The sequence below is a fragment of the Paraconexibacter sp. AEG42_29 genome, assembly GCF_040581415.1.
In the GTDB taxonomy this organism is placed as follows: Bacteria; Actinomycetota; Thermoleophilia; order Solirubrobacterales; family Solirubrobacteraceae; genus Paraconexibacter.
Genome location: NZ_CP114014.1, coordinates 3,671,257 through 3,684,322 on the forward strand (window position 1 = coordinate 3,671,257; position 13,066 = coordinate 3,684,322).

Consider the following 13,066-nt stretch of genomic DNA (forward strand, 5'->3'; position numbering starts at 1 on the left):
AGGGATAGGGGCCGCCCGCTGCCAGGCGGCACGCGGAGCGTTCCCATGCCACGCGTCCATCCCACGATCGACGCGAGACCCGACAGCTACGGCCCCGAGCGCGGTGAGCCGACCGGTCAGACAGTCGGGACGGTGCCGCCATCGATCGCGTATTCCGCGCCGACGATGCTGGAGGCCCTGTCGGAAAGGAGGAACGCGATGAGCTCGGCGACTTCATCCGGGCGCGAGAAGCGGCCCAGCGGCACGCCTCCGACGGCGCTCATGAGCTGATCGAGCGCGGCGGCGTCGTCGATCCCCTGGGCCTCGGCGATCTGCCCGATCAGGGCCGTCATCCCGTCGGTGTGGATCCCGCCCGGGCTGACCGCATTGACACGGATGCCCTTGGGCGCGAGCTCGTTGGACAAACCCTTGCTGTAGTTGGTGAGCGCGGCTTTGGCAGCGGCGTAGGCCGGCCAGGACTCCAGCGGCATCCTCCGCTGGGTCGAGGAGACGTGCACGATCGCGCCTCGCCCCTTCTCGATCATCGTCGGGACGAGCCCTCGGTCCAGGCGCACGGCACCGAGGAAGTTGAGCTGAAGCTCGGCCTCCCAGTCAGCGTCGGCCAGCACCGCGAAGCCGCCGGCCGGCGCGTTGGATCCGCCGACCATGTGAACGATCGCGTCGACGGCCGCTTCGCCTTGGAGCCGGTCGACGATGGCCTGGCTGCCTTCGGCGGTGGAGGTGTCGGCGGCAATGAAGTTCGCGGGGTCGGGGTGGTCGGCCGGCAGCGACCTGGCGGTGGTCACGACTGTCGCTCCGGCGGCTCGCAGGCGAGCCGCGGCCGCGGCGCCTGTTCCCTTGGTGCCGCCGGTCACGAGGACTCGGAGGCCGACGAATTCCTGTGAGGTGCTCATGGCACGACGGTATAGCAGATACTGTCCTAAAGGACACTATCTTTGCTACGCTCTCGACGAGTTCGAAGTCCTGATCTCACAGCCGCGCGACGCCTCAGCGTGCGTGCTGCTGCGACGAGATCACGTCCCGGCGTATCCGGGACGGCGTCCCATTCGTGGGCGTCGTTCACACCACAAGCGGAGCCGAACGGCTCCGGGAGGAGCACTCATGTCAGATGCGGAACGCGACCGGCTCGACGGTCGGCGGGCGTTGGTCACGGGCGGGTCAAAGGGGACGGGTGCGGCGGTGGTCGCGAGGCTTCGCGAGCTCGGGGCCGACGTGTATACGACGGCGCGCTCGATGCCTGACGGCTACGAGCTGCCGGACCGCTTCATAGAGGCGGACACCTCGACGGCAGAGGGTTCGGCGATCGTCGCCGAGCGACTCCTCGGGGCCGGCGGGGTGGACATCCTCGTGCATGTCGTGGGCGGGGCGTCGACGCCGGCCGGCGGGTTCGCGGTGATCACCGACGAGCAGTGGATGATCGAGCTGCAGCTCAACTTCTTCGGCGCGGTGCGGCTCGATCGGGCGCTTCTGCCGTCGATGATCGAGTCGGGGTCCGGCGTGGTGGTGCACGTCACGTCCATCCAGAATCAGATGCCGCTGTACGACGCCTCGTTGGCCTACGCGGCCGCGAAAGCGGCGCTGCGCACGTACAGCAAGGGCCTGTCCAACGAGCTGGCACCCAAGGGCATCCGTGTGACTGCGGTCAGCCCAGGCGGGATCCACACCGAGGCCACCGAGGTGTTCATCGGCCGGATCGCCGAGGGCAACGGCCTAAGCCGCAAGGACGCGGAGCAGCTGATCTACGACTCCCTCGGAGGCGTGCCGCTCGGCCGGTTCGCGAACCCGGAGGAGGTCGCCGACCTCATCGGGTTCCTGGTCACCGACAGGGCCTCGTCGATCGTCGGCGCCGAGTATGTGATCGACGGCGGGACGGTGCCCACCACCTGAAGGAGACGGGTCGAGGGCAGCCGGAGCGGTGGTCGCCGTGGAGCGCTCACGGCGGCCCCCGTGAGCGCTCACGGGGTCGCGGGCGCCGGGGACCTCAAGGCTGCTCGGGGCGTAGGCCGCGTTCGCGCATCTGCTCGGCGGCGCGGATGGCGTCGTCGACGAAGCGCTCGGTCAGCGCGGTGAAGCGACGCACGTCGGCCGCCGACCAGCCGCTGAGCACCTCGGCGATCATCCGGTCCCCGAGCTCGTACACCCCGCGCGCTGCGACCTCACCCGCTGGCGTCAGGTTGATGAGCGTCGCGCGCCCGTCGGAGGGGTCGGTGGACCGCTCCACCAGGCCGTCCTGCTCCAGGCGGCCCAAGATCTTGCTGACGTGCGAGGCACCCGTGCCGAGGACCTCCGAGAGCGCCTTCGGGCGCATCGACCCCCAAGCGAGCAGATGCCGCAGCGCCTGATGTGCGGGCTGGTCGAGCGTCTCCCCGCTCTTGATCAGGATCTGGCTCTGCATGGACGGCGTGTCCCAGAGCAGGATCAGCGCGCTCAGACTCGCGAGCAAGGGCGATCGGTAGGGGAAGTCGCTCGCGACGCGAGGACGGACGCCGCCTGGGGTGTTCGCTGCAGCCATGCGGACGACCTTACGACCTCAGGGTCACTCTCGTAGAAAGTTATTGTCCTCCAAGACAATATTTGCTACCTTCGCCGAGGCCGCTGAACGCGGAAATCACCGTGGCGGACACCGCCGAACACGGCGATCCACGCCGGCACTGCGGCACACACTCCCCCTTAATCCGAAAGAAGGTTCAATGATGGCTGCCATCACCCTGCCCGAGGCCGTGGAGCAGTTCGTGACCCGGACCAACGCTCACGACGTCGACGTGCTGCTCGCCGTGTTCGCTCCCGAGGCCACCGTCGGCGACGACGGCAAGACCTACACGACCGAGGCCGAGATCCGCGGCTGGATCCAGAGCCACCTGATCGACCCCAAGGTCGTCCTGACGCCGACCGCCTACGAGGGCGATCGCATGATCGCCTCCGGCGACGGCGATTTCCCGGGCGGCCCGCTGCCGTTCGCGTTCGACTTCGCGATCCAGGACGGGCTCATCACCCGCCTGGCGATCGAGGCCGTCTAGCTCCCGTCAAACCCCGGCACCTCGGGCCTGCCGCTCGCTGCCGCCAGGCCCGGGAGTCGGCGACCCCGTTGCCCACGAACGGCATCCCGATCGAGACAAATCGGTTGCATCCCCCACCTCAATCCGTCGAACAGCCTGACCGCGCCCGGGTCGGTCATTTCAGTGCGACGCGCAGCTCACGAGCGTCTGGATCCTCGACGGGCCCGTAGCGCTTGATCGCGTACGACCCAGCCGACACCGCGTACCCGCGGAGGGCGACGCGCAGCGCCCGGTCCAGGGCGTCGGCGTCGGGACCGTAGGCGTAAAGAACGGCTTCACCGCCACCGAACTCGTTGCCGTCGAACTCACCGCCGGCCTTGGCGACCGCAACGAGTAGGCGGTCCTCGAGCGCGTAGACGGCCTCGCGCTCCGCCGTGGTGCCGAAGCCGCTGCCCGATAGGCGCAGGTGAGCGGTCAGCGACTGCTCGGAGCCGCTTGCCTGCGCGGGGGCCGCCGCGCTCGTTGCGATGCCGGATCCGGTCGACTCGGTGGCCGTCGTCTCGTCGCCTCCGCAGCCCGCGCCCCCGAGCAAGAGCAGCGCGAGGACCATCGACATTCCGACGGGTCTGCGGACCATGACGGAGATTCTCGCAGCGGGCCCGACTCCGGACCGGCTCTCAGTGGGCTCCCGACCTCGGGCGCTGCGATCGCGTCCACGTCAGAGGCCAGTCGGACGCCGGCAACGGCCCGCCCGGGCCGCGGTCAGACGCTGCCTCCCGGGTACTGGGTGAGGAGCAGCTGACGGCGGGGGTCGCGCTGATCGACGCAGAGCGTGGCCTCCTCCGCGTACTCATAGCGCAGACCGCCGGTTGCCGGCTTGCACTCGAGGTCCGCGCCCGGGCAGTCGCCGGGGTCGCAGTCGTCGCGGCGGGCGAGGAAGTCGAGGGCCTCGGCGCAGGTGACGGCCGCGGTGACGTTGACCTCCTGGACGTGATCCGAGGAGTTCGCGCAGCGCCGGTAGCGCGTGATCTCGGCGATCGTCCCGGTCGTCTTGGTGGGGTCGCCGGTCGCGGCCGTGCAGCGGACATCCGGGACCGGAGCGAGCGTGCCCACCGTGATCGGGACGCACTTCAGACCTGCCCGCGTGCAGCCTGCCGCCGGACAGGCCTTGCGCAGCAACTCGCGGCTCGCGTCGTGGGCGGCGCCGCAGCCGAGGCCGCGCGTGCGCACGAACCAGAAGCTCTCGACGCTGAAGCTGCCGAGCGCCAGGCGCTCGCATTCGACCGTCCGGCCGGCCTTCGGCAGCTGCCGTCCGGTCAGCGGGATCGAGAAGCCGAACCGGCGCTCGTCGCCGTTCGTGCAGGTGACGAAGCCGCTCCCGGTCGCCCGGGTGGGGGTGATTCGCCCCCGGACGCGGTAGCCGTTGTCCGCGTCCACGCGGAACGTGTTGAACGAGCCGTCCGCCTTCAGCCGGGCGATCTCCAGGCGCGTCTCCGGTACGTGCGCGCAGGGTCCGGCGCCGGCGAGCACGAACGTCGACGCCCGCGTGACCTCCAGGCCGTCGCTCGTCAGCGCGATCCGCACGCGACACGTCCGGGCGCACTGCTTCGCAGACACGCCGTCGATCTTGGGGACGCCCGCGTAGATACCGCCGGGATTGCCGGGCACCTTGGCCGGGGTCAGGGCGGAGGCGGACGACGTGACGAGGAGCGCTGCGGCGAGCAGCGTGACGAGCAGCCCGAGCGGGCGGAGGGTGCGCATGGGAGCATCGTCCTGCTGCACGGCGAGCGCGGCATCGGGGTCAGGACCCCCGACTTTGCCCGGTGCGGCGAGCGATCAGCGGCCGCTCGGCCTCTTCGGAAGGAGGTACCATGCGCCTCGCACCCCGGCAACGCCGAGCGGGAGGCCGGTCGTCCCTCCGAGGCTGCGAGGGAGCGCGAGCCCCGGAGGCTCGACATGAGGTCGAACACCGCGAGAGAGAGGAGCGGTGGACCGGTCCGTCCATCCTAGGCGCCGTCGTACATCCTGTCTAGCCACAATGTCCCAGCCGGTCAAGCTTGCGACGCGGCTGCTCGCCGACGGGCTCGGCGAACCGGCGCCGGACGGTACCGCCGAGTACTACATCGGCAACCGCTGACGGTCGCGACGAGACGTCGCGGCGTCCGTCCGCTGGGCCTGGGTCAGGAGGCGAGCGCTCGCGCGCTGAGCGCCATGCAACCCGCGGACGCGGCGGCCATCAGCGTCGCGGCCGGCTTCGACATCCGTCCCTGCCGCACCGCCAGCGTCGTTGCCGCGAGGTCGAGCGCGTCGCAGGCGATCGCGACCCTGAGGGCCCGGTTGCGCGCGGGGTGTGTTCCCTCGAGTGCCCCTGCGGCCAGGACGAGGTCCCGAGCGCCGCCGAGCCGCAGCAGGAACGGGGCGTTCGTCTCGCCGCCCAACCCGAGGCCGAACAGGCGACCGGCGGTCACGGGCATCGTCCATGAGGCGACGCCGATCGCCGCCCTGGCCGCCGCTATGTCCCGCACCTGCCTGCTCCGCCGCATGGGCTGACCGTACACGGCGGAACCGGGTGGGGACGTCAGTGTGAGGTCAGCACACCCGGAGGCTCCAGACGGAGCCCCGGGGGTCGTTCAGCTCGTCCGCAGCTCGAGGCGGTCGGGACGGTCGAGCGACGTGTCGTCGGCGTCCACGGTCTCCCAGACCTCACGGCCCTCGGCGCGGGCCCGGTCGATCTCCTCGCGGCGCTGCCGCTTGCGCATCTCCTTGACCGCCTTGCGCTCGGAGACCTTGGTCTCACGGCTCATCTTCGCGAACGTCGTCTTCTGCCTGCCGGCCATCCGGTGCTCCTCGAGTCGTGCGGCTCGCCCTGCGGCGGCCTGTGAAGGAAGAAGAAGCCCTGCTCGCGCGGGCTTCTCGCGGGCGCGTCCATGAGCCGGCCTCGGGGGCGGCAGGACGCGCGGCGCTCTCCTCTACCGTAGCGGCTCGTCCGGGCGTGATGTTTCGCGCCGACCGGGCCCGCGTCGCCGCGGCGGTCGTCACGCCTCGCGCGGGGCGAGCTCGGCGGCGTCCTCGAGCGACGTCGTGGTGGTGTGAGCCGGCGGCACAGGTGCTTGCGCTCGTGTGCGGGCACATATGGTCCGATAGAGAGGTTCAGAGCGTCCGTGGGTCAGTGAGAGGGAGAGGTCGGGATGACGGCTGCAGCGAGGAGGCGCGCCCGCACGGCGTGGGGAACGTGGGCCGGCGTGCTCGCCGGCGGGGCGCTGCTGCTGTGCGCGCCGTCCGCCGCCGTCGCCGCGAAGACCTGCGGCGAGCCGACCGGTTCGAGCTGGCAGCGCGCGACCGCGGCCGAGGCCGGCATGGACGCGAAGAAGCTGCAGGCGGCCGTGGACAACGCGATGCAGGACAGCGCGATCGCGTTCCGCGTCTACCGGCACGGCTGCCTCGTCGCGGAGAGCCGGTCCGCGCCGGAGGGCACGAAGCTGCAGACGCAGAGCTGGTCGATGGCCAAGGGCGTCTCCTCGGTGGCGTTCGGGCGGGCGTGGACGCTCGGCCTCATCAGCCCGGAGGACCCGCTGGGATCGCTGATGCCGCAGGCGGACGAGGCCCACGGGAAGCTGACGCTGCGCAGCCTGCTGTCGATGACCGCGGGCAACACCCAGGCGCTGGCGCACGACTTCAACATCCTGATGCGCGACCGGATCCAGGACGGCCTGACCGTCCCGCTGATCCACCCGCAGGGCGAGTACTGGAACTACTGGCAGACGGCCCCTCCGCTCGTGGATGCCGCGGTCGGGCGCGCCGCCGGCGAGGACTTCCAGCGGTTCTTCCAACGCGAGCTGCTGACCCCACTCGGCATCGAGCCGGGGACGTGGAACTGGGGTCGCGACCTCGCCGGGAACACCCAGGGCTTCTTCAGCCTGTTCATGACGCCGGACGACTACGGGCGCTTCGGCGACCTCATGCGCCGCGGCGGCGTCTGGCGTGGCCGGCGGCTGCTCTCCGAGCAGTACATGCGCGAGGCGGTCACGCCGACCGCCGCCTACGGGTGCTACGGATGGTTCCTCTGGCTGCACTCGTCGGCCGCCTGCGACGGACGCGGCGAGTCCAACCTCAAGGGCTGGGACCCCGGGTTCTTCGAGTTCAACGGCGCGCTGAACCAGCTCATCGGCGTCTTCCCGCAGACGGACGTGGTCGTCGTCCGCGTCGCGACGATCCCGTCGGCCAACTCCCGCGAGATCTACCGGAAGGCGCTCGCGGCGGTCACCGACCAGGAGGTCCCGCTGCCGAAGCTGGGCCGCGATCCGAAGCACCCGCCGTTCCGGCAGACCGCGGCGCGGGAGACCCTCGAGGCCGAGCTCAGCGGCGTCGTGCAGCCGCAGCTCGCGCCGGCCGGCCCTGCCCGTGCCCGCGCGGCGATCGTGCAGCCGGGCACCCGGCGCGCCGACCGCAAGGGCCGGATCGCTGTCGGCGTCGCCTGCCCGCCGCGGCTGCCCAGCACGCAGCCGTCGTGCAGCGGCACCCTCACGGTCTCCGGCGGGCTCGCCCGCACGTACGACGTCGCGGCCGGAAGGACCGGGCAGCTCCGCGTCCGGCTGACCAGCGCGACCTTGCGCAAGCTGCGCACGAATGGCCGCGCGACGCTCGGCGTCACTGCGACGACGGCCGCCTCTGGCACCACGACCACCGGCCGCGGCGAGGTCGTCGCGCTGCGCCACCGGCCTGCGAAGTCCGCCACTGCCGCGCCGCGTTAGCGGGCCTTTCCAGCGAGCATCGCGCGTCCACTGCCTAGACGTCGTCCGTCGACAGGACCAGCAGCGCGATGTCGTCGCGGATCGTCTGCGACCCGGCCGCTGTGGCCATCAGCGCATCGGCGATCGCCTCGGCGCCGCCGTCCGTCCGGCACACGATCGGGACCAGGTCCTCGGTCTCCAGCTGCTGATCCGGCGCCTGCGCGTCGAGCAGCCCGTCGCTGTGCAGCACCAGCGTCGACCCGGTCGGGAGGTGCGTCCGCTGCGGCACGTACGGCGACTGCTCCCTGCTCCAGATCAGACCCCCGCGGCGGTCCAGCACCACGGGGTCGTGGTCCGGGCCGCAGGCGATGCTCGCCGGGTGACCGGCGTGTGCGGCGGTGAGCTCGAAGCCGCCGAGGGCCGGCGTCAGTCGGACGAGGGCCATGGTGAGGAACTCGTGGTCGGCGAACGGGCTGGGCTGCTGGCCGATGACCTCGCGCAGGTGCGTGAGCAGCGCTGCGGGATCGGAGGTGTGGACGGCGCGGGAGCGGAGCGCCCAGCGCGCCATCGCGGTGGCGGCCGCCGCCTTCGGGCCCTTCCCGCAGACGTCCCCGACCAGAGCCAGGTAGGACCCGTCCCCGGCGACGAAGACGTCGTAGAAGTCGCCGCCCACGGTCGCGCGGTCGTCCGCGGCCTGGTAGCGGGCTGCGATCGAGACCCCGGGGATCGACGCCAGGACGGTCGGCAGCAGCGAGGTCTGCAGCAGCTCGGTGACCCCGCGCTCGGCGAGCAGCTCGTGCTCGAGCACGGCCGAGCGCTCGGCCCGGAGCGCGTCGACCTCGGCCTGGGCCTGCGTCCGTGCGATCGAGGCCGCGGCGGCCTCGGCCAGCGTCTCGAGGACCTCGGCGTCGCGCGGCGTCCATTGCCGCTGGGTGCTGTCCACCACGCAGAACGAGCCGAGGGCCTCGCCGCCCGGTCCACGGAGCGTCGCCCCCGCCCAGGCCCCCACGCCCATCTGCTCGATCGACGGGTTGGCGCAGGTGAGCGGGTGCCCGGCCGCGTCGTCGATCATGAGCGTGCCCGGCTCGGCGATCACGTACTGGCAGAAGCTCTCCCGCACGGTGTTCTCGCGCGGTGCCTCCTTGGGCAGACCGATCGCCGACTTCCAGAACGAGCGTGTGTCGTCGACCAGCGTCACGAACGCGAACGGGGCGTCGAGCAGCGAGGCGGCAAGCCGCGCGAGGCGGTCGAGGCCATCGTCCGGCGGGGTGTCGAGCAGCCCGGTCTGGGCCACGGCGCGCAGCCGCGACGGATCGAGGATCTCGGGGGGCAGGGCGCTCACGCCACCAAATCTACGAGTCGGTCGTGTCGACGGGGAAAAACTGCCGGGGAGACTCGCCGGCCACGCACGATCGTCGGACGTCGGGCAAGCTCGACCCTCACGCCCATGACCCGCCTCGCGATCATCTCCGACACCCACATGCCGCGCGGCGACCGCCGGTTACCGGACGCCTGCGTCACGGCAATCCGATCGGCCGACCTCCTGCTGCACGCCGGGGACATCGCCGACGTCCCGACGCTGGACGCGATCGTCGGGCTCGGTCCGCCGGTGCACGCGGTGCACGGCAACGTCGACGACCACGCGGTCCGCGCGCGGCTGCCTGCGGAGCTGCAGATCACCGTCGACGGCGTCCGAGTCGCGATGGTCCACGACGCCGGGCCGCGCACCGGTCGCCTGCTGCGGCTACGCCGGCGCTTCCCGCAGGCCGACGTCGTCGTCTTCGGCCACTCGCACCTGCCCCTCCACGAGAACCAGGACGGGTTCACGATCTTCAACCCCGGCAGCCCGACCGAGCGCCGCCGTGCGCCCGCTCACACCATGGGGATCGGGGAGACCGGTGCGGGCGTGATCAGCCTGCGCCTCATCACGGTCTGACCGGCGCGCGACGACGCTCACGCCTCCACGGCCACCCGACCGGACGGCACCGCAGGCTCGTCCGGGGTCCACTCGAGCAGGTCACCGGGCTGGCACTCGAGCACCCTGCACATCGCCTCCAGGGTGCTGAACCGCACGGCCTTCGCGCGACCGTTCTTGAGCACCGCCACGTTGGCGGGGGTCAGTCCGACGCGCTCGGCGAACTCGCCGACGCTCATCTTGCGCCGTGCCAGCTCGACGTCGATCCGCACCACGATCGGCATCAGATGACGGCCTCCATGTCGGTGCGCAGCCTCGTGGCCTGCTGCAGGAGCGCGCGCATCACGACCATGAGCAGGCCAAGCACCGCGCCACCGAGCAGCATCACCATCAGCAGGAGCGGCGTCCCGGGATCGGTCGCCCGGGACCCGACGTAGACGAAGAGCCCGAGCAGCATGATCCATCCGGCTCCGATCGCCCAGACGATCGCGTCCACCCAGACGAGTGACCGCGCGCTGAAGATGCGGTCCTCCTTGACCATCGTGAGCAGGCGCCACGTGCAGACGATCACGACCTGGACGCAGAGGAGCTCCAGGGCCGAGAAGATCGTCAGCGGCCAGCGGAGGTGAGCGTCCTCCGGCTGCTCCTTCGCCATGTGGGCGAACTGGCCCGGCATCGAGAAGAACTGACCCATCACCATCGCGGCGAACCCGACGCCGAGCAGGATCCGGAGGGGCACGACGACGGGACGCACGAGCTTCATGCGTCGATTATCGCGTGCTATCTATCGAAAGTCAATCGATACTGCTCGCGGCGGTGGCCGCGATCTACGCCTCAGCTCCCGCCTCCGCCGCACCCGCCGCCTCCGCAGCCGCTCCCGCCGGAGTCGCCTCCGCCGCCCGCATCGCCGCCCCCACCTGAGTCGCCACCACTGCCGTCGGAGCCCGACGCGTACGCCCCAGGGGCTGACCCACCGCCGGCCGCGGGGTCGGACGCCCGGCCGGTGGAGCGCCGACGACGACCGCTTGCGCCGCGCTTCCGGGTGTCGACCTGCCGCCACATCGCCGCGCCCCAGAGCGCGACGATCACGAACACGACGAGCGTGACGAGCATGGTCCCGTCGTCCGTCAGCGCGGGGCGCCGGCGCCGGGGTTGCCGGAAAGGCGTTGCTCGGCGCGGAACCGCCGAAGGAACCCGAACGCGGCGGTGAACAGACCGATGGCGACCCCGAACGAGACCCCGCTGGACGTCTCGGTGAAGACCGCCCAGAGGACGCCGGAGATGACCGCGGCGATGACCGCCTCGACGACGATGTTCGTCGGCGTCGGCGTGTTACGGGCGACCTCGTCCGCCCGCGGCCGGATGAACCCGAAGTAGAGGCCGATGCGGCGGCGGACAAGCTGCAGATTCGTGTTCACCCTGACCGTGATGCCCCCGGACGCGGACCCGTCACCAGCCAGGTAACCGCCCTGACGGCGCCGACCCGTCCTCAGCGAGCGGGGCTCGTCGGCGGCAGCGGTTTGGCGGCCGCGCCCGGCGGGAACTGCACCCGGTCACATGCCCCGCTCTCTCCTGCTCCACGCCGCCGCTGCGACCGGCGCCTGCCTGCTGCTCGCCGGGTGCGGGGGCGGTTCCGACGAGGAGCCGTCCACCGACCCCGCGAAGTTCAGCCGTGCCTTCAAGGCGGCCACCGGCGTCACCCTGACGGCGCGCACGTCGAACGACCTGACGATCCTCAAGGCCAACCAGGAGCAATACGACCGCTTCGGCGCGTTCTCGATCTACATCGCGGGCGACGAGGAGCAGCGCAAGCGGCTGCTCGACACAGGCGCGGGCGACCTGAAGGAGTACGAGAACGGGATCGTGGTCTCGGCCACGACCGGCGAGCGCGAGCCCGACGTCGCCCGTCGCCTCGATCAGGCGGTGCGCGCAGCGATCGCCGAACGGCCCTCGCTGATCCCCGCCGCCGACCGCCTGTGTCCCGCCGCCGGCATCGACCCGGCGGAAGGCAAGGAAGGGACATGCCTGCTGCCGGACAAGCGCCTGACCGTCGTGAACCTCGGGTCCGAGCTGCAGACGCCGGCGCTGCAGGCGACGATCGTGTCCGCGACCACGGCTACGACGCTGCCCACGCAGAGCACCTTCTCCGAGCCGCCGCGGGCGAAGGACCGCTATGTGGTCGTCCGCTACAAGGTCACCAACGGCGCGTCCAAGCCGCTCAGCAGCATCCGCACGAGCCTCGTCGTCGGCCCCAACGAGTACGCCGAGAGCAACGACTCGTACCGCCTGGAGGCCACCGGCGACCGCCCGTTCCCGCTGCAGCCTTCGGCGACCGCGACCCTGACGACGGCGTTCGACATCCCGTCCGCGGCGGCCGAGGAGGCGCTGAAGTCCGGCGCGCTCCAGCTGCCGGCCGAGCTCACGGAGGACTCCTCGTTCCTCAGCGACCGCGAGGCCGTCGGGCGCATCCGGCTCGCCGGCGTCAAGCAGCTGAAGCTGGGCTCCGCGGCGAAGACCCGGATCGCGTCCAAGCGCGCCGAGCGCACGAAGTCCGCCGAGCGCGCCCTCAAGCAGTTCTACACCGCGATGCGCAAGGGCGATGTCGCGGGGGTCTGCCGACGCCTGACGAACGCGGTGCTCAAGCGCTTCGGCGGCGAGTCGGCGTGCCGCTCGGGACGGTTCGTGAAGGAGACCGCGAAGTCGAAGGCGCCGCGGTCCAACACCGGCCTGCGCCTGACGACGATCCTCACTTCGCAGCAGAGTCGCGCGGTGATCCTCGTCCGCGGCAAGAACGGGTACTCCGACAGCGCCCGCCTGGCGCGCCAGGGCAGCCTGTGGCGGGTCCAGGGCACACGGAAGTTCTCGAGCGGCGGGTGAGGGCCGGGCGGTCGTGGCAGAATCCGGCGCCATGCCCCGTTCGCGCCTGCTCCTCGCCGGATTCTTCCTGTCCGCCGGTATCGCCCACCTCACCTTTTTGAAGAAGTTCTTCGAGAGCATCGTGCCCGGCTGGGTCCCGGGCGGGCCCGCGAAGGTCAACACGGCGGCCGGTGTCGCCGAGTTCGCGGGCGGCGCCCTCGTCCTCGTCCCCGGCGCCGAGCGCTACGCGCGTCCGTACCTCATCGCGCTGCTGCTCGGGGTCTTCCCGGCCAACATCCAGATGGCCGTCGCGCCCGACACGATGCCGGGCGCGCGCGGCGTCCCGCGTGCGCTGCTGTGGGCGCGCCTGCCGCTGCAGGTCCTGCCGATCCTGTGGGTGCGCAGCGCGCTGCGCAGCGACGACGCCTAGCGGCCGACGTCACCGCGGTCGCGGTTGCGGCCGCAAAGCGCTCGGGTCCCGCTACGAGCGGGCGACCGGTGCGGCTCGGCCCGCCTGAGCCAGGGGTGCGCGCCATCCAGCCATCGGCGAACGGCCACCGGCGGGGCCG

Annotated in this window: 16 protein-coding genes; 6 read left to right on the forward strand and 10 right to left on the reverse strand. The window is 71.6% G+C overall.

Annotated features, from left to right (window positions below; translation table 11 throughout):
• Positions 1 to 116: 116 nt before the first annotated feature.
• Positions 117 to 893, reverse strand: a complete 777-nt coding sequence (locus DSM112329_RS17815) for an SDR family oxidoreductase (protein ID WP_354697898.1) — start codon at positions 891 to 893, stop codon at positions 117 to 119.
• A gap of 208 nt (positions 894 to 1,101) precedes the next feature.
• Here DSM112329_RS17815 and DSM112329_RS17820 point away from each other — a divergent pair, with 208 nt between their 5' ends.
• Positions 1,102 to 1,887: an SDR family oxidoreductase gene (locus tag DSM112329_RS17820; RefSeq protein WP_354697899.1), complete on the forward strand. Its 786-nt coding sequence runs from the start codon at positions 1,102 to 1,104 to the stop codon at positions 1,885 to 1,887.
• Positions 1,888 to 1,981: 94 nt separating this feature from the next.
• Here DSM112329_RS17820 and DSM112329_RS17825 read toward each other — a convergent pair whose 3' ends face one another.
• Positions 1,982 to 2,512 carry a MarR family transcriptional regulator gene (locus DSM112329_RS17825; protein WP_354697900.1) on the reverse strand — a complete coding sequence of 177 codons (531 nt, stop codon included), beginning with the start codon at positions 2,510 to 2,512 and terminating at the stop codon, positions 1,982 to 1,984.
• Between the two features lie 181 nt (positions 2,513 to 2,693).
• Here DSM112329_RS17825 and DSM112329_RS17830 point away from each other — a divergent pair, with 181 nt between their 5' ends.
• Positions 2,694 to 3,017 carry a nuclear transport factor 2 family protein gene (locus tag DSM112329_RS17830; RefSeq protein WP_354697901.1) on the forward strand — a complete coding sequence of 108 codons (324 nt, stop codon included), beginning with the start codon at positions 2,694 to 2,696 and terminating at the stop codon, positions 3,015 to 3,017.
• A 154-nt stretch (positions 3,018 to 3,171) separates the two neighbouring features.
• On the opposite strand, the gene DSM112329_RS17835 is transcribed toward DSM112329_RS17830, so the two are convergent.
• From DSM112329_RS17835 to DSM112329_RS17850, 4 genes are all read right to left on the reverse strand, one after another.
• On the reverse strand, positions 3,172 to 3,633 hold the full coding sequence (locus DSM112329_RS17835) for a hypothetical protein (RefSeq protein WP_354697902.1): 462 nt from the start codon (positions 3,631 to 3,633) through the stop codon (positions 3,172 to 3,174).
• A gap of 125 nt (positions 3,634 to 3,758) precedes the next feature.
• The gene (locus DSM112329_RS17840; RefSeq protein WP_354697903.1) at positions 3,759 to 4,757 is read right to left on the reverse strand and encodes a hypothetical protein; all 999 of its coding nucleotides are present in this window, start codon (positions 4,755 to 4,757) and stop codon (positions 3,759 to 3,761) included.
• Positions 4,758 to 5,176: 419 nt separating this feature from the next.
• Positions 5,177 to 5,539, reverse strand: coding sequence for a hypothetical protein (locus tag DSM112329_RS17845; protein WP_354697904.1), 363 nt, complete (start codon positions 5,537 to 5,539; stop codon positions 5,177 to 5,179).
• 87 nt (positions 5,540 to 5,626) lie between these two features.
• Complete coding sequence (locus DSM112329_RS17850; RefSeq protein WP_354697905.1) at positions 5,627 to 5,833, reverse strand: hypothetical protein; 207 nt, start codon at positions 5,831 to 5,833, stop codon at positions 5,627 to 5,629.
• A gap of 351 nt (positions 5,834 to 6,184) precedes the next feature.
• Here DSM112329_RS17850 and DSM112329_RS17855 point away from each other — a divergent pair, with 351 nt between their 5' ends.
• The gene (locus tag DSM112329_RS17855; protein ID WP_354697906.1) at positions 6,185 to 7,747 is read left to right on the forward strand and encodes a serine hydrolase domain-containing protein; all 1,563 of its coding nucleotides are present in this window, start codon (positions 6,185 to 6,187) and stop codon (positions 7,745 to 7,747) included.
• Between the two features lie 34 nt (positions 7,748 to 7,781).
• On the opposite strand, the gene DSM112329_RS17860 is transcribed toward DSM112329_RS17855, so the two are convergent.
• Complete coding sequence (locus DSM112329_RS17860) at positions 7,782 to 9,068, reverse strand: SpoIIE family protein phosphatase (RefSeq protein WP_354697907.1); 1,287 nt, start codon at positions 9,066 to 9,068, stop codon at positions 7,782 to 7,784.
• A gap of 105 nt (positions 9,069 to 9,173) precedes the next feature.
• On the opposite strand from DSM112329_RS17860, the gene DSM112329_RS17865 reads away from it, so the two are divergent.
• Positions 9,174 to 9,662, forward strand: coding sequence for a metallophosphoesterase family protein (locus DSM112329_RS17865; RefSeq protein ID WP_354697908.1), 489 nt, complete (start codon positions 9,174 to 9,176; stop codon positions 9,660 to 9,662).
• A 17-nt stretch (positions 9,663 to 9,679) separates the two neighbouring features.
• Here the strand turns inward: DSM112329_RS17865 and DSM112329_RS17870 are convergent, their stop codons facing one another.
• From DSM112329_RS17870 to DSM112329_RS17880, 3 genes are all read right to left on the reverse strand, one after another.
• Positions 9,680 to 9,925, reverse strand: a complete 246-nt coding sequence (locus DSM112329_RS17870) for a helix-turn-helix transcriptional regulator (RefSeq protein ID WP_354697909.1) — start codon at positions 9,923 to 9,925, stop codon at positions 9,680 to 9,682.
• Complete coding sequence (locus DSM112329_RS17875) at positions 9,925 to 10,404, reverse strand: DUF2975 domain-containing protein (RefSeq protein WP_354697910.1); 480 nt, start codon at positions 10,402 to 10,404, stop codon at positions 9,925 to 9,927. Before DSM112329_RS17875 ends, DSM112329_RS17870 begins: the two co-directional genes overlap by 1 nt.
• Before the next feature lie 364 nt (positions 10,405 to 10,768).
• Positions 10,769 to 11,059: a hypothetical protein gene (locus DSM112329_RS17880; protein WP_354697911.1), complete on the reverse strand. Its 291-nt coding sequence runs from the start codon at positions 11,057 to 11,059 to the stop codon at positions 10,769 to 10,771.
• Between the two features lie 139 nt (positions 11,060 to 11,198).
• On the opposite strand from DSM112329_RS17880, the gene DSM112329_RS17885 reads away from it, so the two are divergent.
• The gene (locus DSM112329_RS17885) at positions 11,199 to 12,518 is read left to right on the forward strand and encodes a hypothetical protein (RefSeq protein ID WP_354697912.1); all 1,320 of its coding nucleotides are present in this window, start codon (positions 11,199 to 11,201) and stop codon (positions 12,516 to 12,518) included.
• 31 nt (positions 12,519 to 12,549) lie between these two features.
• Positions 12,550 to 12,927 carry a hypothetical protein gene (locus tag DSM112329_RS17890; RefSeq protein ID WP_354697913.1) on the forward strand — a complete coding sequence of 126 codons (378 nt, stop codon included), beginning with the start codon at positions 12,550 to 12,552 and terminating at the stop codon, positions 12,925 to 12,927.
• Positions 12,928 to 13,066: the final 139 nt, after the last annotated feature.